The sequence below is a fragment of the Brevundimonas sp. G8 genome, assembly GCF_902506205.1.
Lineage (GTDB): Bacteria > Pseudomonadota > Alphaproteobacteria > Caulobacterales > Caulobacteraceae > Brevundimonas.
In genome coordinates, this window is the sequence record NZ_LR732816.1 from 1,012,627 (window position 1) to 1,034,274 (window position 21,648).

Annotated in this window: 20 protein-coding genes; 7 read left to right on the plus strand and 13 right to left on the minus strand. The window is 67.0% G+C overall.

Annotated features, from left to right (window positions below; translation table 11 throughout):
- Positions 1–44: 44 nt before the first annotated feature.
- On the minus strand, positions 45–1,877 hold the full coding sequence (gene typA, locus CHRYSEO8AT_RS04995; RefSeq protein ID WP_159847105.1) for a translational GTPase TypA: 1,833 nt from the start codon (positions 1,875–1,877) through the stop codon (positions 45–47).
- Between the two features lie 218 nt (positions 1,878–2,095).
- Between typA and CHRYSEO8AT_RS05000 the strand changes: the two genes are divergently transcribed.
- The gene (locus CHRYSEO8AT_RS05000; protein ID WP_159847108.1) at positions 2,096–2,419 is read left to right on the plus strand and encodes a hypothetical protein; all 324 of its coding nucleotides are present in this window, start codon (positions 2,096–2,098) and stop codon (positions 2,417–2,419) included.
- Here the strand turns inward: CHRYSEO8AT_RS05000 and CHRYSEO8AT_RS05005 are convergent.
- From CHRYSEO8AT_RS05005 to CHRYSEO8AT_RS05035, 7 genes are read right to left on the minus strand one after another with little or no spacing between them, the layout of a single operon-like run.
- A complete protein-coding gene (locus CHRYSEO8AT_RS05005) occupies positions 2,416–2,892 on the minus strand; it encodes a GNAT family N-acetyltransferase (RefSeq protein ID WP_159847111.1) in 477 nt (158 codons plus the stop codon). The two genes, CHRYSEO8AT_RS05000 and CHRYSEO8AT_RS05005, sit on opposite strands and share 4 nt — an antisense overlap.
- 20 nt (positions 2,893–2,912) lie before the next feature.
- Positions 2,913–3,380 carry a DUF6265 family protein gene (locus tag CHRYSEO8AT_RS05010; RefSeq protein ID WP_236547427.1) on the minus strand — a complete coding sequence of 156 codons (468 nt, stop codon included), beginning with the start codon at positions 3,378–3,380 and terminating at the stop codon, positions 2,913–2,915.
- Between the two features lie 33 nt (positions 3,381–3,413).
- A complete protein-coding gene (locus CHRYSEO8AT_RS05015) occupies positions 3,414–4,238 on the minus strand; it encodes a DUF6597 domain-containing transcriptional factor (protein WP_159847117.1) in 825 nt (274 codons plus the stop codon).
- A 1-nt stretch (position 4,239) separates the two neighbouring features.
- Positions 4,240–4,674 (minus strand): DUF1178 family protein, encoded by a 435-nt coding sequence (locus CHRYSEO8AT_RS05020; protein ID WP_159847120.1) that lies wholly within the window; start codon positions 4,672–4,674, stop codon positions 4,240–4,242.
- A gap of 7 nt (positions 4,675–4,681) precedes the next feature.
- On the minus strand, positions 4,682–5,521 hold the full coding sequence (locus CHRYSEO8AT_RS05025) for a carbon-nitrogen hydrolase family protein (RefSeq protein ID WP_159847123.1): 840 nt from the start codon (positions 5,519–5,521) through the stop codon (positions 4,682–4,684).
- A 4-nt stretch (positions 5,522–5,525) separates the two neighbouring features.
- Positions 5,526–5,783 (minus strand): glutaredoxin 3, encoded by a 258-nt coding sequence (gene grxC, locus CHRYSEO8AT_RS05030; protein ID WP_159847128.1) that lies wholly within the window; start codon positions 5,781–5,783, stop codon positions 5,526–5,528.
- Positions 5,784–5,843: 60 nt separating this feature from the next.
- On the minus strand, positions 5,844–6,638 hold the full coding sequence (locus CHRYSEO8AT_RS05035) for a ComF family protein (protein WP_159847131.1): 795 nt from the start codon (positions 6,636–6,638) through the stop codon (positions 5,844–5,846).
- Between CHRYSEO8AT_RS05035 and CHRYSEO8AT_RS05040 the strand changes: the two genes are divergently transcribed.
- The gene (locus tag CHRYSEO8AT_RS05040) at positions 6,637–7,539 is read left to right on the plus strand and encodes a methyltransferase domain-containing protein (RefSeq protein WP_159847134.1); all 903 of its coding nucleotides are present in this window, start codon (positions 6,637–6,639) and stop codon (positions 7,537–7,539) included. The genes CHRYSEO8AT_RS05035 and CHRYSEO8AT_RS05040 overlap by 2 nt on opposite strands.
- Here CHRYSEO8AT_RS05040 and CHRYSEO8AT_RS05045 read toward each other — a convergent pair.
- From CHRYSEO8AT_RS05045 to CHRYSEO8AT_RS05060, 4 genes are read right to left on the minus strand one after another with little or no spacing between them, the layout of a single operon-like run.
- Positions 7,536–7,727, minus strand: coding sequence for a Flp family type IVb pilin (locus CHRYSEO8AT_RS05045; protein ID WP_159847137.1), 192 nt, complete (start codon positions 7,725–7,727; stop codon positions 7,536–7,538). The genes CHRYSEO8AT_RS05040 and CHRYSEO8AT_RS05045 overlap by 4 nt on opposite strands.
- A 25-nt stretch (positions 7,728–7,752) precedes the next feature.
- Complete coding sequence (locus tag CHRYSEO8AT_RS05050; RefSeq protein WP_159847141.1) at positions 7,753–8,166, minus strand: (deoxy)nucleoside triphosphate pyrophosphohydrolase; 414 nt, start codon at positions 8,164–8,166, stop codon at positions 7,753–7,755.
- Entirely contained in the window at positions 8,163–9,551 is a 1,389-nt protein-coding gene (gene argJ / locus CHRYSEO8AT_RS05055; protein WP_159847144.1) for a bifunctional glutamate N-acetyltransferase/amino-acid acetyltransferase ArgJ, read from the minus strand. The genes CHRYSEO8AT_RS05050 and argJ overlap by 4 nt, the downstream gene beginning before the upstream one ends.
- A 1-nt stretch (position 9,552) precedes the next feature.
- Complete coding sequence (locus tag CHRYSEO8AT_RS05060; RefSeq protein WP_236547428.1) at positions 9,553–10,422, minus strand: peptidylprolyl isomerase; 870 nt, start codon at positions 10,420–10,422, stop codon at positions 9,553–9,555.
- 289 nt (positions 10,423–10,711) lie between these two features.
- On the opposite strand from CHRYSEO8AT_RS05060, the gene secA reads away from it, so the two are divergent.
- The 4 genes from secA to CHRYSEO8AT_RS05080 are packed head-to-tail and all read left to right on the plus strand — an operon-like array spanning position 10,712 to position 15,350.
- Positions 10,712–13,561, plus strand: a complete 2,850-nt coding sequence (gene secA / locus CHRYSEO8AT_RS05065) for a preprotein translocase subunit SecA (protein WP_159847147.1) — start codon at positions 10,712–10,714, stop codon at positions 13,559–13,561.
- A gap of 57 nt (positions 13,562–13,618) precedes the next feature.
- Positions 13,619–13,900, plus strand: a complete 282-nt coding sequence (locus tag CHRYSEO8AT_RS05070; RefSeq protein ID WP_159847150.1) for a hypothetical protein — start codon at positions 13,619–13,621, stop codon at positions 13,898–13,900.
- Positions 13,897–14,193: a type II toxin-antitoxin system RelE/ParE family toxin gene (locus tag CHRYSEO8AT_RS05075; RefSeq protein WP_159847153.1), complete on the plus strand. Its 297-nt coding sequence runs from the start codon at positions 13,897–13,899 to the stop codon at positions 14,191–14,193. Before CHRYSEO8AT_RS05070 ends, CHRYSEO8AT_RS05075 begins: the two co-directional genes overlap by 4 nt.
- The gene (locus CHRYSEO8AT_RS05080; RefSeq protein WP_159847156.1) at positions 14,190–15,350 is read left to right on the plus strand and encodes an aminotransferase class V-fold PLP-dependent enzyme; all 1,161 of its coding nucleotides are present in this window, start codon (positions 14,190–14,192) and stop codon (positions 15,348–15,350) included. Before CHRYSEO8AT_RS05075 ends, CHRYSEO8AT_RS05080 begins: the two co-directional genes overlap by 4 nt.
- Here the strand turns inward: CHRYSEO8AT_RS05080 and CHRYSEO8AT_RS05085 are convergent, their stop codons facing one another.
- Positions 15,351–16,259 carry a hypothetical protein gene (locus CHRYSEO8AT_RS05085; protein ID WP_159847159.1) on the minus strand — a complete coding sequence of 303 codons (909 nt, stop codon included), beginning with the start codon at positions 16,257–16,259 and terminating at the stop codon, positions 15,351–15,353.
- A 437-nt stretch (positions 16,260–16,696) separates the two neighbouring features.
- Between CHRYSEO8AT_RS05085 and CHRYSEO8AT_RS05090 the strand changes: the two genes are divergently transcribed.
- Complete coding sequence (locus tag CHRYSEO8AT_RS05090; protein ID WP_159847162.1) at positions 16,697–21,571, plus strand: NAD-glutamate dehydrogenase; 4,875 nt, start codon at positions 16,697–16,699, stop codon at positions 21,569–21,571.
- The last annotated feature ends 77 nt before the right edge of the window (positions 21,572–21,648 follow it).

Genomic DNA, 21,648 nt, shown 5'->3' on the forward strand with positions numbered 1-21,648 from the left:
GCCAACCTATAGGCCGCATCCCCCTTCGCGTCAGTGAGGGATTGCTATTCCGGGCGAACGCGCTTCTTGCGGAACGACGGGTTCAGCGTCTGCTTGCGCAGGCGGATGGACTTCGGCGTCACTTCGACCAGTTCGTCGTCGTCGATATAGGCGATGGCCTGTTCCAGCGACATCTGGCGCGGCGGGGTCAGGCGAACGGCCTCGTCCTTGCCGGAGGCGCGGACGTTGGTCAGTTGCTTGCCCTTGATCGGGTTGACGTCCAGGTCGTCCCAGCGTGCATTCTCACCGATGATCATGCCCTGGTAGGTCTTTTCGCCGGCGCCGACGAACATGACGCCGCGATCTTCCAGGTTCCACAGGGCGAAGGCGGCGGTGTCGCCGTCCGAGTTCGAGATCAGCACGCCCTTCAGACGACCGGCGATGGCGCCCTTGTAGCCTTCGTAGTGGCTGAAGACGCGGTTGAGCACGCCCGAACCGCGCGTGTCGGTCAGGAACTCGCCCTGATAGCCGATCAGCGAGCGCGACGGGCATTTCAGGCTGATGCGGGTCTTGCCGGCGCCCGACGGGCCCATGTCGGTCATTTCGGCCTTACGCGCCGACAGCTTCTCGATGACGATGCCCGAGAACTCGTCGTCGACGTCGATCATGACGTCTTCGATAGGCTCCAGCTTCTCGCCGTTCTCGCCTTCCTGGAAGACCACGCGCGGACGCGAGATCGAGACCTCGAAGCCTTCGCGACGCATGTTCTCGATCAGGACGCCCAGCTGCAGTTCGCCACGGCCGGCGACTTCGTAGGCGTCGCCGCCTTCGGTCGTGGTCACGCGGATGGCGACGTTGGCCTCGGCTTCCTTCAGCAGGCGGTCACGGATGACGCGCGACTGGACCTTGTCGCCTTCGCGACCGGCCAGAGGACTGTCGTTGACCGAGACGGTCATGGAGATGGTCGGCGGATCGATCGGCTGGGCGGGCAGAGGCTCGGTCACCTCGATGGCGCACAGGGTGTCGGCGACGGTGGCCTTGGACATGCCGGCGATGGCGACGATGTCGCCCGCTTCCGAACCCTCGTCCAGAGCCGTGCGCTTCAGGCCGCGGAAGGCTAGGACCTTTGTGATCCGGCCGCGCTCGATTTCCTTGCCGTCGCGGTCCAGGGCGTGGATCGCCATGCCCGGGATCGCCTTGCCGCTCTCGATACGGCCGGTCAGGATGCGACCCAGGAAGGGATCGCTTTCGATCAGCACGTCCAGCATGCGGAACGGTTTGTCCTTGTTTTCCTGAACCTTGGGCGCCGGAACGTGATCGACGATCAGGTCGAACAGCGGGGCCAGGTTGTCGTTGGGTTGGTTCAGATCCATCGTCGCCCAGCCGTTGCGGCCCGAGGCGTAGATGTGCGGGAAGTCCAGCTGCTCGTCCGTCGCGCCGATGGCGGCGAACAGGTCGAAGGTCTCGTTGTGGACGCGGTCCGGATCGGCGTGGGCGCGGTCGACCTTGTTGATGCACAGGATCGGGCGCAGGCCCATCTTCAGCGCCTTGGTCAGGACGAACTTGGTCTGGGGCATGACGCCCTCTTCGGCGTCGACCAGGATGACGCAACCGTCCACCATGCCCAGGATGCGTTCGACCTCGCCCCCGAAGTCGGCGTGGCCGGGGGTGTCGATGATGTTGATGCGGGTTTCACCGGCCTTGCCGTTCCAGAGCACCGAGGTGCACTTGGCCAGAATGGTGATGCCGCGCTCTTTTTCCTGGTCGTTGGAGTCCATCGCGCGCTCGGTCTGCGCCTCGTTGGCTCGGAAGACGCCGGACTGGGCGAGCAGTTGGTCCACCAGGGTCGTCTTGCCGTGGTCGACGTGGGCGATGATGGCGACGTTGCGCAGGTTCATTTGATAATCGCGAAAAGGCGCGGCCGGCATACGGGCGGCCGCTGGTCATGAAAAGGCATGCGGGAGGCGCGCGCCTCTTACAGGCATGTGGACAGAAACACCATAGCGGGCGTTCGCGGCGATTATTCCAAGCTTACCGATATTTCATCCGCAGGGCCGCATCCGATGACGTCGGACGTCTCCTCTTTCCAGCGAGGGCCTGAAGGCAGGCTCTTCTGATGCGGGAGATTGTGACGATGGGCGTGATGCTGGAATTGATGGTGGCTGGCGCTTTGCTCGCTGGCGAGGCGCCGGACATGCATGTCGATGCCCAGGGCCTGCAGATGGCTCGACCGGGAGATGCGCTGATGTTGGCGGGACGCATTCGGGTCGCCAGTCGTGACTGGTGCGCCGCGCACCGCGCCTTTCTGACCCCGAATTCTGTGGGCGACCCCCTGGTGTGCGAGCGGGAGATGAGGCGTCGGGCATACAACGCCCTGCCCCGGTCCAGCCGCCTGGACTTCGTGCGGGCGGGTGGTCAGACAGCGCTGAATCGTTCCTAGAGCGGCCTGAGCATATAGCGGGCGTCGGGACCGTAGCTGGCGAGTTTCGCCGCCATGGCCTCGGCCGGCTGTTCGACGAAACCGTGCCGGGACCAGAAGCCGACCGCATCATTGACCGCGACCAGGGCGATGGCGGGCCAGTCGTCCTCGGTCGCCTGTTCGGCCAGCCGCTCGATGATCCGGCCCGTGACGCCCCCGCCCCGCGCTTCGGGATGCAGGGCCAGGTCATGCAGATAGATCAGGGCCGGTTCGGCCGGCAGGCCCTCGATCACCGTGTTCAACGGCGGCGCGCTCTCGGCCCGCCACGGATAGGCGATCAGATAGCCCCGGGCCGGGCCATCCGTATCCGCCAGCACGAAACAGCCGCGCGGATAGAGCGCCAGCCGATTTTCGAAACAGGATCGGCCCTCGAAATGGTCCGGGAAGGACAGGCGCGCGACCTCGACCACGGCGTCGATGTCGGTCGGCCGCATGGGTCGCCAGTTTAGCCCCGTTACTGGGTCGGGCAGCGCGCGTTCAGTTCCGCCTTCTGGAAACGCCATCTGATGATCCTTTCCTGACCGTCCATCACGCCTTCGATCCGGGCGTTCAGGACATCGCCTTCGCGTTCATAGACGACGCGTTTGGGAAAGTCGTCGTCCGCCGCCTGTTCGAACACCACGCGGGTCGGGCCGGATGCGATGACCGGAAACGTGGTCGCGGCCTGCCCCTCGGGATGCGCAAAATAGGCCAGAGGGGCCGCCGGGGTCGGATCGACCGGCGCGATGCGCGACAGCTCCCATCCCGCCCGGCCGCCGCGCACCGTCAGCGAGGTTCCCAGCATCAGGTTTAGGCGCGGATCGGTCCAGGTCTCCGACACCTCGCGCTCCGGCTCGCATGACAGCCAATAGCCGGACATCCAGCCCAAGTCGGGTCGCAGGTCCGCGTGAAGCGCAGCGGCGAGAAGCAGCGGGGTCAGCATGGTCGTCATCCCTCTCTAGTCGAGGCATGCAGGCTAGACCGGATGCGGCCCCGACGGCTTGTAGGTTTGCGACGCAATGGCGCGGGCCAGTTCATGCTGTTCTCGCGCCCAGTCTGTGGCGGTGCAGCCCAGAAAGCGTCTTAAGTCGCGCGCCATCTGCGGCTGATCGAAATATCCGGCCTCCAGCCCCGCCGCCAGCCAGCCCTCGGTCTCGCCGTCCGGCTGGGCCGCGTGGTCGAACACCCGACGAAAGCGAAAGATCGAACGCAGCAAGCGGGGCGACACCCCCACTCGATGCGCGAACCGGCGCTGAACGGCGCGCTGTTCGGATGCCGATCGGACCCGCGCCGGGCGTTCGGCCGCGGCGTCTTCGATCTCGGCGCGGATCATGGGGTCGATCGTCCAGCCCGCGCCCAGCCTCTGCGCCTCCAGCCAGGCGGCGATGGCCGCGACCTGACCCTCTGAATCCCCGGTTGGGGCCGTGAATCCGGCCAGCCGCTCGACCATGTCCAGCCGCCGGTCGGTCGCCTCGCTCAGCGGCCGACCCAGAAATCCCCGTGCGCCATCGGGTTCGAACCGCACGGCGACCAGTTCGGTCGGGCCGGTCGGCCGCATGACCAGGGGCCGGGTCATCTGCCCCGCGAACAGGGCCGTGGGCTGCAGGCGGAATTCGCCGTCGTCGCCCTGTTCGGCATAAGGTGCGCCCAGGTCGAAGATCAGCTCGGGACAGCCGTCGGGCGCGATGCGCTGGATGGTCGGCGTCGGATCGGGCGCGTCATAGGTCCAGATGACGCGGACGAAGGGCCGTAAGGCCGGCGGCGGCGCGAACTCCTGATACCGTTCCTCCCCCGAGGCCATGTCAGTTGACCTTGGATGGGTTCGGCGGGGCGTCGGGCAGGGCGGAAACCGGCACGCCGTCGTCCTTGAGCTTTTTCACCTCGGCGGGCGTCGCCTCGCCATAGATTTCGCGCTTCTCCGACTTGCCCTCGTGAATGTCGCGGGCCTCGCGGGCGAACGTGTCGCCGACATAGTCGAAGTTGGCCTCGACGTGGGCGCGCACCTCGCGGGCGGCGGTCATCATCAGGGTCTGCATCTTGGCGGCGACATCCGACGCGGGATCGGCCTTGCGCGCGCTGCTGACGGCCGGGGCCATGATCGCCTTCTGAACCGAATGCGAGCCGCAGAACGGGCACTCCACCAGGCCGCGCCCCGCTTGGTCGTCAAAGTCGGACGAGGAGCCGAACCAGGCCTCGAACTCGTGGGCCTGGTCGCATTTCAGTGCGTAGCGGATCATGGGACAATCAAACGGCGGGCAGGAAATCGCGATCGTGGGTCAGGGCAGGCACCGCCGCTCGCGCGCGGGCCACCGCCTCCATGTCCAGCTTCGCCGTCACGATGCAAGGGTCGTCATGATCCGCCTTGGCGATGATCTCGCCCCAGGGTCCGACCACGGTGGACCGGCCCCAGGTGCGGCGACCGTCCTCGTGCAGCCCGCCTTGCGCCGGCGCCAGGACGAAGGCGCCCGTCTCGATGGCGCGAGCGCGCAGCAAAGTCTCCCAATGCGCCTCGCCCGTCGGGGCGGTGAAAGCGGCAGGGACCGCGATCATCGACGCCCCCGCCTTGGCCAGCTGGCGATGCAGATGGGGAAAGCGGATGTCGTAGCAGATGGTCAGTCCCAGCCGACCCCAGGGCGTGTCCGCGACCGCCGCACCGTCTCCCGGCCGCACCGTCGCACTCTCGCGATAGGTCTCGCCGTTCGGCAGGTTCACGTCGAAGACGTGCAGCTTGTCGTATCGGGCGACGATCCCACCGGACGCATCGATCAACAGCGACCGATTGGCGGCGCGGCCGTCTCCGGCATGGCCGGACCTCACGATGGCTGAGCCGATCAGCAGCCAAACGCCCAGTTCCGCCGCCAGACGACGCAGACCCACCACGACGACATCGGCGTCCTCGGTGGTAATCGCGGCGTCGCGACGGTCCCGGCGCTGTTCCAGGACATTGGTCCCCTCGGGCGTAAGGATGAACTTCGCTCCGCCCTTCGCCGCTTCGCGGATCAGGGGCTCGACATGGGCCAACGCCGCCTCAGCCGTCGCCGGCGTGCGGGTCTGGATCAGGGCGATGTCGAGCCCGCCGCTCACGGGATCAGGCCGCCAGAAGCGCGTCGAGCTTGCCGTCGCGATCCAGGGCGTGGACGTCGTCGGAGCCGCCGACGTGTTGGCCGCCGATGAAGACCTGCGGGAAGGTCATGCGGCCGCCGGACTTCTCGACCATCTCGGCCTTCTTGTCGGGATCGTTCGAGGCGACGATCTCGGTGTAGTCCACGCCCTTCTTCTTCAGCAGCGCCATGGCGCTGTAGCAATAGGGGCAGCCGGGCTTGGTGTAGATGACGACGTCGGCCAAATCAGGTCTCCAGAACGATATGTCCCAGGCGGCGAGCCGCCGCGCGGGGAGCGATAGGGGTTACATAGTCAGTTCACGGGCGTTTCGCACCCGCGCGATGACCGCCAAGTCCACGCCGCGCGCTCCGGCGTCGAGCAGGGCGCGCGCGCAGGCGTCTCCGGTCGCGCCCGTGGTCAACACATCGTCGATCAGAAGGATGCGCCGCCCTCTGATGCGACGCCGCCCGACCTCGGTCACGGCGAAGGCCTTCCTGACGTTCAGACGCCGCCCGCGCTGGCTCTTGCCGCCCTGGCTGGTGGTGTGGCTGGTGCGGACCAGGGAGTCGGGCAGATAGTCGCGGCCTGCGTCGCGGGCCAGCGGTCGGGCGATCTCGGCCGCCTGGTTGAAGCGGCGTGACAGCAGGCGCAACGGATGCAGCGGCACGGGAACGACCGCATCGGCCGCCTCGACCAGATCGGCGGCGGACCGGCCGATCCAGCGGGCGAACAGGGGCGCGAACTGCTGCTGGTCCCCGTGCTTGAACCTCAGGATCAGCCCCCGCGACGCCTCGTCGTACAGACACGCCGCTCGCGCCCGCTGAAAAACATAGGGCTGGGCGATACAGGCTGTGCAGCGGTCCTCGGCGAAGGCGCCGCCGTCATATTCGAACGCCGCCCCGCACCCGTCGCAGACCGGCGCCTCCAGAAACCGGATGCGGCTCCAGGCGTCCGGCGTCAGACCGGCCGCAGCCGTCGCCTCGCGGCTGTCATGCGCCATCGGCGGCAGGATCAGATCCGCCAATCCGCGTCCGGCGCCGCGCAACTGTCGCCCCGCCCCTTCCCAGGCGCGCCGCCAGCCCCCATCCTGTTCGTCCATGACTGCCCCCCAATCCCCTTCCGAAGGCCCCCCGCGCATCTTCGACGCCGCCCGGCGTCAGGCGCGGCTGGCGCGGTCCGCCGCCCGGTTCGACCAGGCCGACTTCCTCCACGCCCGCGCCGCCGCCAACGCCGCAGAGAGCCTGGAAGCCATATTGCGCGATTTTCCCGTTGCGGTCGATCTGTCTGCCCACCCAGGGGTGTTCGAGCGCGCGGTCAGGTCCAGCGACGCCGCAGGTCGCGTGGGACCGATCCTGACGCCCGTCTCCCTGGCCCAACGCGCGGCGCCGGGCGCGCAAGCCCTGCCGCTGGAGGATGGATCGACCGATCTGATCGTCTCGCTGCTGACCCTGCACTGGGCCAACGACCTGCCCGGCGCCCTGGCCCAGATCCGGCGCGCGCTGAAGCCGGATGGTCTGTTCATCGGCACCTTGTTTGGCGCGGGCACCCTGAAGGAACTTCGGGCGATCCTGACCGAGGTCGAACTGGAGGAACGCGGCGGCGCCCAGGCGCGGGTCTCGCCCTTTGCCGACGGCTATGACGGTGCGGCTCTGCTGCAGCGCGCCGGTTTCGCCCTGCCCGTCTCCGACGTCGACCGGTTCAGCGTCCGCTACGCAGACCTGTTCGCCCTGATCCGCGACCTGCGCGCCATGGGCGAGACCAATGTGCTGCATGGATCGGTCCGACCGCTGAACCGCCGCATCGCCGCCCGCGCCGCCGCTCTATACGCCGAACGCCACGCCCAGTCCGACGGCCGCATCCCGGCGACGTTCGAGATCATCCACCTGGCCGGCTGGAAACCGCACGAGAGCCAGCAGAAGCCTCTGCCCCGCGGCTCGGCCAAGACGCGGCTGGCCGATGTCCTGGGCGTAAAGGAAATGACGGGCGAAGAGCCGGATTAGCCGCCGATCGCGGCCTGCATAGCGGCGGACAGCTTTTGCACCGTCACGGCCAGGCCGCCGTTCTGGGTGTTCGCCAGCGCGCTGATCGAGGTGACGATCGCCAGGAAAATCAGGGCGCAGATCAGGCCGTATTCGATTGAGGTGGCCCCGCTCTCGTTACGCAGGAACCGGCCGATAAGACGTCGCATGGCCGGCCTCCCTGGTCGGCGGTGATCAAAGCAGGTCGCGCAACCAGGCGACCAAGGGTTCGTCCGCCGGCGGCATGGGATAGTCCGAAAGCGTGTTCGGCTTCACCCAGGCCAAGCCGTCGTGTTCACGCGCCGTGACCACGCCGTCCCACCGTCGGCACAGATACAATGGCATCAACAGGTGAAACGAATCGTAAGCGTGGCTGGCGAAAACGAACGGCGACAGACAGTTTTCGCTGACGTCGATGCCCAGTTCTTCCTTGAGCTCGCGGATCAGGGCCTGTTCCGGCCGCTCTCCCGGCTCGACCTTGCCGCCCGGAAACTCCCAAAGCCCGGCCAGTTTCTTGCCTTGCGGCCGTTTGGCGATCAGCACCCGTCCGTCAACATCGATCAAGGCGACGGCGACGACCAGGACAGTGGGAAGCGGCGCGTCGCTCATGAGCGATAATCGCCGTTGATCTCGATGTAGCCCTTGGTCAGATCGCAGGTCCAGACGGTGGCGGAGGCCCGGCCCGCGCCCACATCGACGGTTATGTCGATCTCCGGCTTCTTCATATAGGCGCTCATCTTGGCCTCGTCGTAGGTCGCTGACGGCGCGCCGTCGACGGCGGCGACATTGGGGCCGAACCTGATGCCCAGGCGGTCGCGATCCACCGGCTCCTCGGTCTTGCCAACCGCCATGACGACCCGGCCCCAGTTGGCGTCCTCGCCGGCGATGGCGGTCTTTACCAGGGGGCTATCGGCGATGGACTTGGCCAACTTTCGAGCAGATGCCGGGCTGGCGGCGCCGTCCACCGTCACCTTGACGAACTTGGTCGCGCCCTCGCCGTCGCGCACCAGCTGGTGCGCCAGGTCCAGCATCACCTTGTCCAGAGCGGCCGAGAAGCTCTTGAGGCGGCGATCCCCCACCCGCCCGATACGCGGAGCGCCCGAGGTCCCGGTGGCGAACAGCAATGCCGTATCGTTGGTCGAGGTGTCGCCGTCCACCGTCACGCTGTTGAAGGTGGTGCGGACGTGCAGGCCCAGCAGCGCCTGCAGCACATTGGGGTGGATGTCGGCGTCGGTGACGATGAAGGCCAGCATGGTCGCCATGTCCGGCGCGATCATGCCCGACCCCTTGGCGATGCCGGCGATACGGACCTTGTAGCCCTCGATCTCGGCCTCGGCATACGATCCCTTGGGGAAGGTGTCGGTGGTCATGATGCCCCGACCGGCCCTGGCCCAGGCGTCGGCGTCCAGCCCGTGCTCGATCTCGGGCAGTTTGGCGACGATCTTCTTTTCGTCCAGCACCACGCCGATCACCCCGGTCGAGGCCAGCATGACGTCGCGCTGACGACAGCCGAACCGTTTGGCGACCTCCGAGGCCGTGCGGCGCGCCGCGTCGGCGCCGGCCTTTCCGGTGAAGGCGTTGGCGCAGCCGGCGTTGACGACCAGGGCCCGCACGTCCTTGCCGCCGTCCGGCCCCGCCAGATGCTTCTTGCACCAGTCCACGGGCGCAGAGCCGATCTTGTGGCGGGTGAACACCCCGGCGCAGCTGGTGCCGCGCGCGAAATGGAACACCACAAGGTCGTCGCGCTCGTGCTTGTAGAAGCCGGCGCGGGCGGTGGCGATTTCTACTCCGCCGATGGGGGGAATGGTCGGGAAGGGCACGGCCAGGGGCGAGATGGACAGGCCGGGCTTGCCGGCGGCGGGCGCAGCCGCCGCGACGGCCGTGTCCGAGCCGGGGGTGCGCGTCGCGCGCTTCAGGGCCGTAGCGAACGGGTCCAGCGCTTTTTCAAACGCATGCTCGATCTTCTGGCCGGTCGTGGAGGGGGGCTTGGTCATGTCAGGCGGCCGGTGCGGGAGACGGGGTGGATGCCGGGGCAGGCGTGGAGGCGGCGGCCGGCGACTGTGCAGGCAGGCGGACATCGACCTTGGCCTTGCCTCGCAGCTGTTCCAGCAACTGGCGCACGCCTTCATAGGTCAGATAGCGCACGATCTGCGGACGGGCCTGCTCCAGCGTCGGCGGGTTCTCCTTGCGCCGATCCTCGACCCGCAGCACGGCCCAGCCGCCCTCGGTCTGGAACGGGCCGACGGTCGAACCTGCCGGCTTGTCGCGCAGGGCGTCGGCATAGGCTTGGGGCATGACGTCCAGCGTCGAATAGCCCAGGTCGCCGCCCGAGAACCGCGTCGCCTCGTCCACCGACCGCTCCGCCGCCACCGCTTCGAACCCGGCGCCTTGGCCCAGAATGCCGATCACGGCCTCGGCCTCGGGCTTGGTGCGTGACAGGATCAGGCGGACGCGGATCTCTTCAGAGGTCTTCGCCAGCCGCAGTTGCTCATTATAGAGGGTCTGCACCGCTTGGTCGGACACGGCCTTGTTGACCACGCTCTCGACCAGCATGTCGCCCAGGATCCGTTCGCGGGTCGCATCCAGACGCCGCTGCGCCAGGGGCGACGAATCCAGCCGGCGGCGTTGCGCCTCGCCCGCCAGCAGTTTCTGGTCGATCACCTCATCCAGCACGCGGCGGAAAAGATCCGAGGTCGCATCCAGCGTCTCGCCCTCGCCGATCAGGCCCTGCGCCACCGCCTCGCGCTTCACGTCCGACGCCCAGATGGTCTCGTCCTGCACCGTCGCCACGGCCTGGTCGCCCTGCTCGGGCGGCCGGTCGTCGCCGGATCGCGAACAGGCGGCCGTCGAAAGGACCGCGGCCAAAAGCGCTGTCGTCAGGATGCTGGAAGGTCGCCGGAAGGGGGTCAAGGGGGCGCTCCGTCGAAGGCGGCCGAAAGCCCCTCGCGTTGACAGGGGTTAGGCCGGTGCTTAAGTCCCGCCTGCGCCCAAGTCGAGGGGTTTTGATCGTCTGCGCGGCCCTTCGCGCGCGCCTGATGCGGCGCTCCGGGGCCGTGATCGTTCAGGGCCTCTCTCGCGGCGTCCGTATCGCCGCCCCTCACGGGATTTCAGAGCCGCTCAGCTCGCAGACGCTCGACCGCTTACCGGATCCAACATGCTCGGCTTCGCCAAGAAACTTTTCGGCTCTTCCAACGACCGCAAGGTCAAGGCCTTCCAGGACCACGCCCAGCGCATCAATGCGCTGGAGCCCAAGTTCGCGGCCCTGTCCGACGACGAATTGCGGATGATGACCGACGCCTTCCGCGACCGTGTGGCGAACGGCGAGACCCTGGACAAGATCCTGCCTGAGGCCTTCGCCGTGGTGCGCGAGGCGTCCAAGCGGGTGTTGGGCCAACGTCAGTATGATGTGCAGCTGGCCGGCGGCATGATCCTGCACGAGGGCGGCATCGCCGAGATGCGGACCGGCGAGGGCAAGACCCTGGTCGCCGTGGCGCCCGTCTATCTGAACGCCCTGCCTGGCAAGGGCGTGCATGTCATCACCGTGAACGACTACCTGGCCCGCCGCGACGCCGAGACGATGGGCAAGGTCTATCGCTTCCTGGGTCTTGAGGTCGGCGTCATCGTCAACGGCCTCAGCCAGGGCCAGCGCCAGCAAGCCTACAACGCCGACGTCACCTACGGCACCAACAATGAGTTCGGCTTCGACTATCTGCGCGACAACCTGGTCTATGATCGGCGCGAGATGGTGCAGCGTCCGCACAACTTCGCCATCGTCGACGAGGTCGACTCCATCCTGATCGACGAGGCGCGCACGCCTCTGATCATCTCGGGACCGACCGAAGACCGTTCGGACCTCTACAAGGTGCTCGACGGCCTGATCAAAGAGTTGATCAAGGACAAGGAGACCTTCGAGCTCGACGAGAAGCAGAAGCAGGTCCTGCTGACCGAGCTGGGCTCCGAGCGGATCGAAGAGTCGCTGGAAAGCGGCGGGCATTTCGCCGCCGACACCACCGGCCTGTATGACGCCGCCAACATCAGCCTGGTCCACCACGCCAACCAGGCCCTACGCGCCAACACCCTGTATCAGCGCGACAAGGACTATATCATCAAGGGCGGCGAGATCGTCCTGATCGACGAATTCACCGGCCGCATGATGACCGGCCGCCGCCTGTCCGAAGGCCTGCACCAAGCCATCGAGGCCAAGGAAGACGTCAAGATCCAGCCCGAGAACCAGACCCTGGCCTCGGTCACGATCCAGAACTATTTCCGCCTGTACCAGAAGCTGTCGGGCATGACCGGCACGGCCGCGACCGAGGCGCAGGAGTTCGGCGACATCTACAAGATGGACGTGCTGGAGGTGCCGACCAACCGTCCGATCCAGCGCAAGGACTTCGACGACGAGGTCTATCGGACCCACGACGAGAAGAACCAGTCCATCGCCAAACAGATCGCTGAATGCCACCTGGCGGGTCAACCCATCCTGGTCGGCACGGTCTCGATCGAGCGTTCAGAACAGCTATCGGACCTGCTGAGCAAGTTCGAATACAAGGTCGAGGTCTCGCGCGCGCTGAAGCCGGAATATGCGGGCAAGGCCAAGGAAGCCGAGAAGATCGGCGACGCCGCTTATGACATCACCTACGAAACCAAGCTTCGCGGCATCCCGCACTCCGTCCTGAACGCGCGTCAGCACGAGCAAGAGGCCTATATCGTCGCCGACGCCGGCCTACCGGGCGTGGTGACCATCGCCACCAACATGGCCGGCCGCGGTACCGACATTCAGCTCGGGGGCAACCTCGAAATGAAGATGCAGAAGTGGATGCTCGAACAGCGCAATATGGCTGTCGAGGTCACCCACGAAATGGAAGTGGCCCAGGAGGCCCAGTTCAAGGCCGACATCGCCGTTCAGAAGAAGATTGCGCTGGACGCCGGCGGCCTGTTCGTCCTGGGCACCGAACGTCACGAAAGCCGCCGGATCGACAACCAGCTGCGCGGCCGCACCGGTCGTCAGGGGGACCCCGGCACCTCGAAATTCTACCTGTCCTGCGAGGACGACCTGCTGCGCATTTTCGCCGGCGACCGTCTGGACTCGATCATGAAGACGTTCGGGGTCGCGGAAGGCGAGGCCATTACCCACCCCTGGCTGAACCGCGCCATCGAGACGGCCCAAAAGCGCGTCGAGACCCGCAACTACGACATCCGCAAGAACCTGCTGAAATACGACGACGTCGTGAACGACCAGCGCAAGGCCGTGTTCGAGCAGCGTCAGGAGTTCATGGACTCCGAGGACCTGTCCGAACTGGTCGGCGATTTCCGCCGCGACGTGGTCTCCGACCTGGTCGAACGCTACATGCCGCCCAAGGCCTATGCCGAGCAGTGGGACATCGACGGCCTGGACGAGCGCGTCCGCTCGACTCTGGGCCTGGAGCTGCCGCTGCACGACTGGGCGGCCGAGGAAGGCGTCTCGAACGAGGAGATCGAGGACCGGCTTCTGGCCGCCTCCGACGCCCGCGCCGCCGAGCGCCTGGAACAGATCGGCGCCGACCAGACGCGCGGCCTCGAAAAGCAGTTCATGCTGCAGATGATCGACATGCAGTGGCGCGAGCACCTGGTCCACCTGGACCACCTGCGCGGCGTCATCGGCCTGCGCGGCTACGGCCAGCGCGACCCGCTGAACGAATACAAGACCGAGGCCTTCTCCCTGTTCGAAAGCCTGCTCTACGACCTGCGTCATAACGTGACGCGCTGGCTGATGACGGTCGAGTTCCGCTTCCAGGCCCCGCCCGAACTGCCCGAGTTCCAGGAAATCCACCTGAACCCCGGCACCGGCGAGAACGAGATGGCCAATCCGTCGGCCCAGAACCCGGAAGGCACGTTGATCGGCGACGACCGTTCGAAACTGCCGATCGAGATGCTGCCCCCCGGCTGGGAAATGACCGGCCGCAACTCCCCCTGCCCCTGCGGCTCGGGCCGCAAGTTCAAACACTGCCACGGGGCGCTGGTCTAGGCTGCGCCGCTTGCCTCGGCGCGGTCTCTGGACGATCCTGATCGAAAGGAGACCGCGATGGGCAAGCTGGAACGGATAACGGCCGAGGTTCCGGTCGAGATGGCGAACGGCATCCGAGCCGCCGTTGGAGCCGGCGCCTATGCTTCGACCGATGCCTTGGTGCTGGATGCGCTGGCGCATTGGCTGGACGGCGCTCGCCCCGCAGAGCTCTCATCTGAAGACTTGCGCACGCTCCTAGCAGAGGGGGCGGAAGGCGAAGGCATGGACGCCGACGCGTTTTTTGATCGTCTCGATCAAGAAATCGGCGCCCTGCATCATCCGTCGGCAAAGGCGGAATGAAGGCCGTCCTGTCGCCTGCCAGCCAGCGGGATATAAGAAAGATCGTGATCTACATCGCAGGCGACAGTCCGGTTCGCGCGCGATCGCTTGGTCTGGAACTGCGTAAACGTTGTCATGCGATCGGTGACGATCCCGGCCTCTATCCGCTTGCAAAACACCTCGGCGAAGGCCTCCGCCTGGTGAAGCACGGCGTCTATTTCATCTTCTATGTCGTCGAGCCGGACCACGTTCGGATTCGACGGGTCATTCATAGCGCTCGCCTGATCGACGCCGATATGGTTCGTTCGTCATGACCTACAAATCCCTATTTTCACGCGCCCTGTCGGCAGCCCCCGAGCGGCTGCATTTCGCGGCCCACAGCCACCATTTGTGGCCCGACGCCAGTTTCGAGGCGCAGCAGCAGGCCTGGCTGGACGCCAATCTGCACGCCGACCACAAATGGGACCTCGTCTTCGGCCAAGTGATCCCCGAAGCCCAGGCTCAGGTCGCCGCCGAGCTGGGCCTGCCGTCGCCCGACAGCATCGTCTTCTCGTCCAACACCCATGACTTCCTGCTGCGCCTGTTCTCGGGCGTGGAGACGACGCCGGCCCGCATCCTGGCGACGGACGGCGAATTCCATTCCTTCCGCCGTCAGGCCGAGCGGTGGGAGGAGATCGGCGCGGCGGTGGTCACGCGCGTGCCCCTGGCCCCCTTCGACACCTTCGCCGACCGCTTCGTCGCCGAGGCGGCTAAGGGCGGTTACGACTGGATCGTGGTCAGTCAGGTCTTCTTCCGCACCGGGGGGCTGTTCGACCGGATCGAGGATCTCGCCGCCCTGGCCCGGCCCGAAGGGCCCTGGGTGCTGATCGACGGCTATCACGGCTTCATGGCGACCCCGACCGACCTGTCGGCGGTGGCGGACCGGGTCTTCTATGTCGCTGGCGGCTATAAATACGCCATGGCGGGCGAGGGGGCCTGTTTCCTGCACGCCCCGCCCGGCTTCTGTCCGCGCCCCGTGGTGACCGGCTGGTTCGCGGAGTTCGGCGACCTGTCGGGCCCGCCCGGCGGGGTTCAGTATCGCAACGACGGCGGCCGCTTCTGGGGCGCGACCTTCGACTGTTCGGCTATCTATCGGTTCAACGCCGCGCGTCGGATGCTGGAGGATCAGGGTCTGGACACCGCCGCCGTCGCCGCCCACGCGCGTGATCTGGCGGGCCGCTTCCAGGCGGCGGCCCAGGACGGCCGCGCCGGCGTGCTGGACCAGGCGGAAATCCTCAACCCGGTGGTCGGCGACACCCCGCGCGCTCGTTTTCTGGCCCTTCGTCACCCCGACGCTCAGGCCTGGTGCGCCGGTCTTCGTCAGGCGAACGTGGTCACTGATGTGCGCGACGACGTGATCCGATTCGGCTTCGGTCTGTATCAGGACGCCGAGGACGTCGATCGCCTGATCGCCGCCTGCCGCACCCTCTGATCAATAGAAGGTCGTGTCGTCCTGCTTGGTGGGGGCCGGCGCCGCACGGGGCGTCGAACCCGGTCGGTTCAGTCGAGACGGCGGGCCGGGCTGGGCCTGAGGGGATCCCGGCGTCGGCGTCGCGTTCGCATCTGGGGCGTTCACCGGCGGAATAGCCGGAAGCGCCGGATAAGGCATGGCTGGCGCCTCGCCTTGCGCCGTCGGAACTTCGGTCTCGGCCTCGGCCTCGGGTGGGGCGGCGTCGCCTTTCGTCTCCCCCAGTCGATCCGGCGCCCCGACATCGTCGCGGATGAAGGCCCAGGCGCGATGGTCGGCGCAGCCGCAGGCTTTCAGGAAGCCGTTCTGGTCGCGCCACAGGATCAGCGGATAGCTGATCTTGACCCCGGACTCCTTGAGCAGCTGGCTCAGCCGTTCGTCGAACCGGCGCCCGGCCTCGACCACGGCCGTGCGCGCCAGATTGCCGTCGGCCTGGGGCAGACCGGCGGCGGTCCAGCTGTTCGCAGGGGTGGCCATCCAGCGCTCGTAAAGGGGCCAGTCGCGCGTCAGCCAAAGTTCGGCGACCGTCGCGCGCTCCGCCGCCGTCGATTGCGGCGCGCCTTCCAGATCGGGGCGGGCGAACAGGATGAACCGGGTCTCGATCCCTGCGGCCTTCAGCTTGGCCACCTCGTCGCGCTCATAGCGATGGGCCGAGGCGCTGTCGCGATAGGTGACGATATAGAGGGCCTGCCCGCCGCTGCCGTCCGACACCCACGAGGCCTCGTCGAGCAGTTGTTGAACCTCGGCCTGATTGCGGCTGATCGTGACCGGCTGAAACCGCGAATAGAAGTTCCAGTAGGCCCAGTATCCCGCACCCGCGAGCAACAGGCCGACTATGGCCGCCACGATCGATCCCAGAAGAAAGCGACGCATATGATCGGGTGCTCCAGCTTCACCGTTGACCCCTCACAACGCATAGCATCGAAATCCGTTGTCCACGCCAGCGGTCGGCGCCGGACAGAGGCCAAAATGTCGCGAAGAATCCCCGACCCTCGCTCTTGAACGGCGAAACGGGCTTCCCATTTTTGTTTTCGACGCTGCGGGACACTCCCCCTCCGAACCGCAGCGAAGCGAGACCGGCGCCCTCCCCTCCCCTCCAGGCGCCGCTCGCGCAGGCCGCCGGACTCCCCCAGTCCGGCGGCTTTCTGCTTTGTGGCGCTGCACAATAATTCCAACCTGATCGCTGATCATCACAACGATCGGTCGCCAGGGGCTTCCCGAGCGACCGGACCTGGCCTAGTCAGCGGGGGTGGCGCCGCGTCGCGCCGCATTTCTTGCGGCTCTGCCGCGTTGTTCGAGACTGCTCGTCCATGACCGCCCCCGATCTGCGCCAATCCTCCGTTCAGCCGATCACCAAGGCCGCGCTGGAGGCGGCCTTCGCCAAGATCGTTGGGACCGGGCCCGGTGCAGTCGAACAGGCCTATCTGACCCAGGCGCATGAGGACTATGCCGCTGACGAGACGCCCGAGCTGAGCGGCGAGGATCTCGCCGCCCTGCTCGCCGCCTCCTGGACCGCCGCCAAGACCTATCCGAACGACGCCGCGGCGCCCGCCATCACCGTCGGCCCGCTTCAGGGCGCGGACGGCAAGGCGCTGGACTATGACCTGGTGCGCATTGTCCAGGCGGACGCCCCCTTCCTGGTGGACAGCGTCATGGGCGCCCTGGCCGAGGCCGGGGTTTCGGTGCGCGCCCTGTTCCACCCGGTGGTGGAACTGGACGGCCGTCGCCTGTCGATCATCATGCTGGTCATCGACAGCGTGCCGCAGGAGCGTCGCGACGTTCTCGGCGAGGGCCTGGCCCAGAGCCTGTCCGACGTCCACGCCGCCGTCGCCGACCACGAGGCCATGACGGCCCTGATGCGCCAGGCCGTGCAGCGGCTGGAGGCGACCCCGCCGTCGGTCGATCCCGCCGTGCTGGCCGAAAACATCGCCTTCCTGAAATGGCTGAAGAGCGACCATTTCGTCTTCCTGGGCGCGCGCGACTACGACTATCCGCTGAACGCCGACGGCGACTATGAGGCCGAGGCGCCCCTGGGTCTGTCCACCGACGGCCTGGGCATTCTGGCCGACCCCGAACGCACCGTTCTGCGCCGCGCGTCCGAGCCGGCGGTCCTGACGCGTCAGATGCGTCGTCAGCTGGACCTCAGCGAGCCTGTGACAGTGGCCAAGGCCAACGCCCGCTCGCGTGTGCACCGCCGCGCCTACATGGACTATGTCGGGGTCAAGCGTTACGGCCCGGACGGCAAAGCGACGGGCGAGACCCGTTTCGTCGGCCTGTTCACCTCCGAAGCTTACGACCAACTGGCGACCGAGGTGCCGCTGCTGCGTCGCAAGGTGGCCAACGCCCTGGCCCGCGCCGACAAGGCGCCCGGAAGCCACAACGAAAAACGCCTCAAGAACATCCTTGAGAATTACCCGCGCGACGAGCTGTTCCAGATCACCGAGGACGAACTGCTGTCCATCGCCCTGGGCATCCTTCACCTCTACGACCGGCCGCGCATCCGCCTGTTCTCGCGTCAGGACCCGTTCGACCGCTTCGTCTCGGTCCTGTGCTTCATCCCGCGCGAGAAGTTCGATTCCGCCGTGCGCGAACGGATCGGCCAGATCGTCGCCCGCGCCTGGGGCGGCCGGATTTCGGCCTGGTATCCGCAACTGTCGGACGCACCCTTGGTCCGGGTCCACTACATCATCGGCGTGAACCCCGGCGAGCATCCGATCCCCGATCCGGTTCAGCTGGAGGCCGATGTCGCCGAGGCCGGACGCGGCTGGATCGATCGTTTCGAAGGCGCCCTGCGTCGTTCGGGCGTCGAGGAAGTCGCTGTCGGACCGCTCAGCGCTCAATGGGCCCGCGCCTTCGGGACCGCCTATCGCGACCGCTATGACGCCGACGAGGCCGCGGTCGATCTGCAATATGTGAACCGGCTGAACGAGACCGGTCTGCCGGGCGAGGGCAAGGCCGTCGCCGTGCGCGCCTTCCGTTCCATTGACGACAGCCGCCTGCAGTTCCGATTCAAACTCTATCGTCGCGGTCCGGCCGTGCCGCTGTCCGACGTTCTGCCGATCCTGGCGGACATGGGCCTGAAGACGCTGGAGGAGTACGGCTATCCGATCCGGCCGACAGGCGAGACCGAGATCCACGTCCACGAGTTCCTGATGGAGGATCCACGCGGCGAGGCGCTGATCTTCGACGACGTGAAGGTGCCGTTCGAACAGGCCTTCGCCGCCGTCTGGACCGGCCGCAACGAGAGCGACGGCTTCAACCGCCTGGTGATCGAACTGGGCGTCGAATGGCGCGAGGCCGCCCTGATCCGCACCCTGGCCCACTATCGCCAGCAGACCGGCCTCGACCCGTCGCAGACGGTGCAGGAAGAGGCCCTGCGCGAATATCCCGACGTGGCCCGCGCCCTGCTGTCGCTGTTCAAGGCCAAGTTCGAGCCGCATATTACACTCTCGGGCGGCGGCTCGGCCGACGACCGCGCCCCCGCCGTCGCCGAGCTGAACGACAAGATCGTCGCCCTGCTTCAGGACGTGAAGAGCCTGGATCACGACCGGGCCCTGCGCCGCATCGCCGCCCTGATCGGGGCGATCAAGCGCACCAACTATTTCCAGCTGGACGTCGACGGCGAGCCCAAGCCGCACATCGCGATCAAGATCGCCTCGCGCGAGCTGGACGATCTGCCCCTGCCCAAACCCTATCGCGAGATCTTCGTCTGGGCGCCGCACGTCGAGGGCGTCCACCTGCGCTTCGGCCCCGTCGCGCGCGGCGGCCTGCGCTGGTCGGACCGGCGCGATGATTTCCGCACCGAGGTGCTGGGCCTGGTCAAGGCGCAGCAGGTCAAGAACGCCGTCATCGTGCCCGTCGGCTCAAAGGGCGGCTTCTATCCCAAGCAACTGCCCCGCACGACGGATCGTGAGGCAATTCAGGGCGAGGCCATCCGCGCCTATCGCACCTTCCTGTCCGGCCTTCTGGACATCACCGACAATATCGCCGCCGACGGTTCGGTGACCCATCCGGCCAATGTGATCGCGTGGGAAGGCGACGACCCCTATCTGGTCGTGGCGGCCGACAAGGGTACGGCGACCTTCTCCGACATCGCCAACGGCGTCTCGGCCTCCTACGGCTTCTGGCTGGGCGACGCTTTCGCGTCCGGCGGCTCCATCGGCTACGACCACAAGGCCATGGGCATCACGGCGCGCGGCGCCTGGGAGGCGGTCAAGCGCCACTTCCGCGAAATGGGCAAGGACATCCAGACCCAGCCCTTCACTATGGTCGGCGTCGGCGACATGTCCGGCGACGTCTTCGGCAATGGCGCGCTTCTGTCCAAGGCCACGCGCCTGGTCGCGGCCTTTGACCACCGCGACATCTTCATTGATCCGAACCCGGATCATGTGGCCAGCTGGACCGAGCGCAAGCGCCTGTTCGACCTGCCGCGCTCGTCCTGGCAGGACTATGACAAGGGCCTGATCTCGGAGGGCGGCGGCGTCTTCTCGCGTTCGGCCAAGTCGATCCAGCTTACGCCTCAGATCAAGGCGGCGCTGGACATCACCGACGATGTGCTGGATCCCATCAGCCTGATCCGCGCCATCCTGAAGGCGCCGGCCGAGCTACTGTATCTGGGCGGCATCGGCACCTATGTGAAGTCCGCCGCCGAGACCGACGCCCAGGTCGGCGACAAGGGTACAGACGCCCTACGCATTAATGCCGACGAACTGCGGGTCAAGGTGGTGGGCGAGGGCGCCAACCTGGGCTTCACCCAGGCCGGCCGTATCGGTTTCGGACAGGCCGGCGGCCGGATGAACACCGACGCCATCGACAACTCCGCCGGGGTCGACACGTCCGACCACGAGGTCAACATCAAGATCCTGGTCGGCTCGGCCGTGACCAATGGTGAACTGCCGGTCGAGGAGCGTCCGGCCCTGCTGGCGTCGATGACCGACGAGGTTGGCCTGAAGGTGCTGGCCCACAACTACGACCAGACCCTGGCCCTGACCCTGCAACAGGCCGAAGGCGTCGGCGCCCTGGATGCCCAGCAGCGGTTCATGCAGGCCCTGTCGGCGCGCGGCAAGCTGGACCGCAAGGTCGAGGGCCTGCCCAACGACGCCCGTGTAAAGGAACTGATGGCCGCCGGCATTCCGCTGGCCCGGCCCGAGCTGGCGGTCCTGATGGCCTATGCCAAGCTGGAGCTGTCGGACGACATCGTCGCCTCGCAAGCGCCGGAGGATCCCTTCTTCGAACAGATCCTGGTTCGTTACTTCCCCGACGCCCTGGCCCGGTTCGAGCCGGAGATGAAGAGCCACCGGCTGCGGCGCGAGATCATCGCCACCGTCATGGCCAACGAAGTCGTCAACATGTGTGGCCCGACCTTCCCCGACCGCCTCCGCGGTTCGGCGGAATGCGACACCACCGCCCTGATCATCGCCTTCGAGGCGGCGCGTCGCGTCTTCCGCCTGGACCAGGCCTGGGACGCCGTCTCGGCCCTGGACCTGAAAATCTCGGCCGAGGCTCAGACGGCCCTCTATCAGGAGATCGCCGTCGTCCTGCGCCGCCAGACCTTCTGGCTGGCCCGCCGCGCCAAGGGCGGCGTCTCGGTCCAGGCCCTGATCGACCGTTATCGTCCGATCGCCGACGCGCTCCAGGCCGAGGGCTCTCTGGTCCTGTCGCGCTTCGAACAGGAACGTCTGGACGCGCGGGTCAAGACCTTCGCCGACCACGGCGCGCCCGAGGATCTGACGCGCAGCATCGCCATCATGCGTCCGCTGGTCGCCGCCTCGGATATCGGCGACCTGGCCCAGGAAGCCAACTGGCCCGTCGCGGCGATGGCGCGGCTGTATCACCAGGTCGGGGCTGCCTTCGACTTCGACCGTCTGCGCGCCGCCGCCGGCTCCATTCCGTCTGCGGATCATTTCGATCGTCTGGCTGTCCGTCGCCTGATCGAGGATCTGATGAACGAGCAAGCGACCCTGACCCGCGCCGTCGCCCGCGCCTCCGATCCGTCGGTTGGCGTCAGCGAGGATGCGGCCGAGGGCGCCGTGGACGCCTGGATCGGCTCCAAACAGGCAGCGGTCGAGGGCGTGCGCGCCTCGGTGGACGAGATCGAACAGTCCGGCTCGGGCTGGACCTTCGCCAAACTGACCATCGCCAACGCGACGATCCGCGACCTGGCGACGGCGGCGATGAACGGATAGGCGAGCGATCGTCTTCGGCGCTTGACGAAGCGGGCGTCTCACGGCCTCTTCGGCCCTTGATCAGGCTGGGGAGGCTG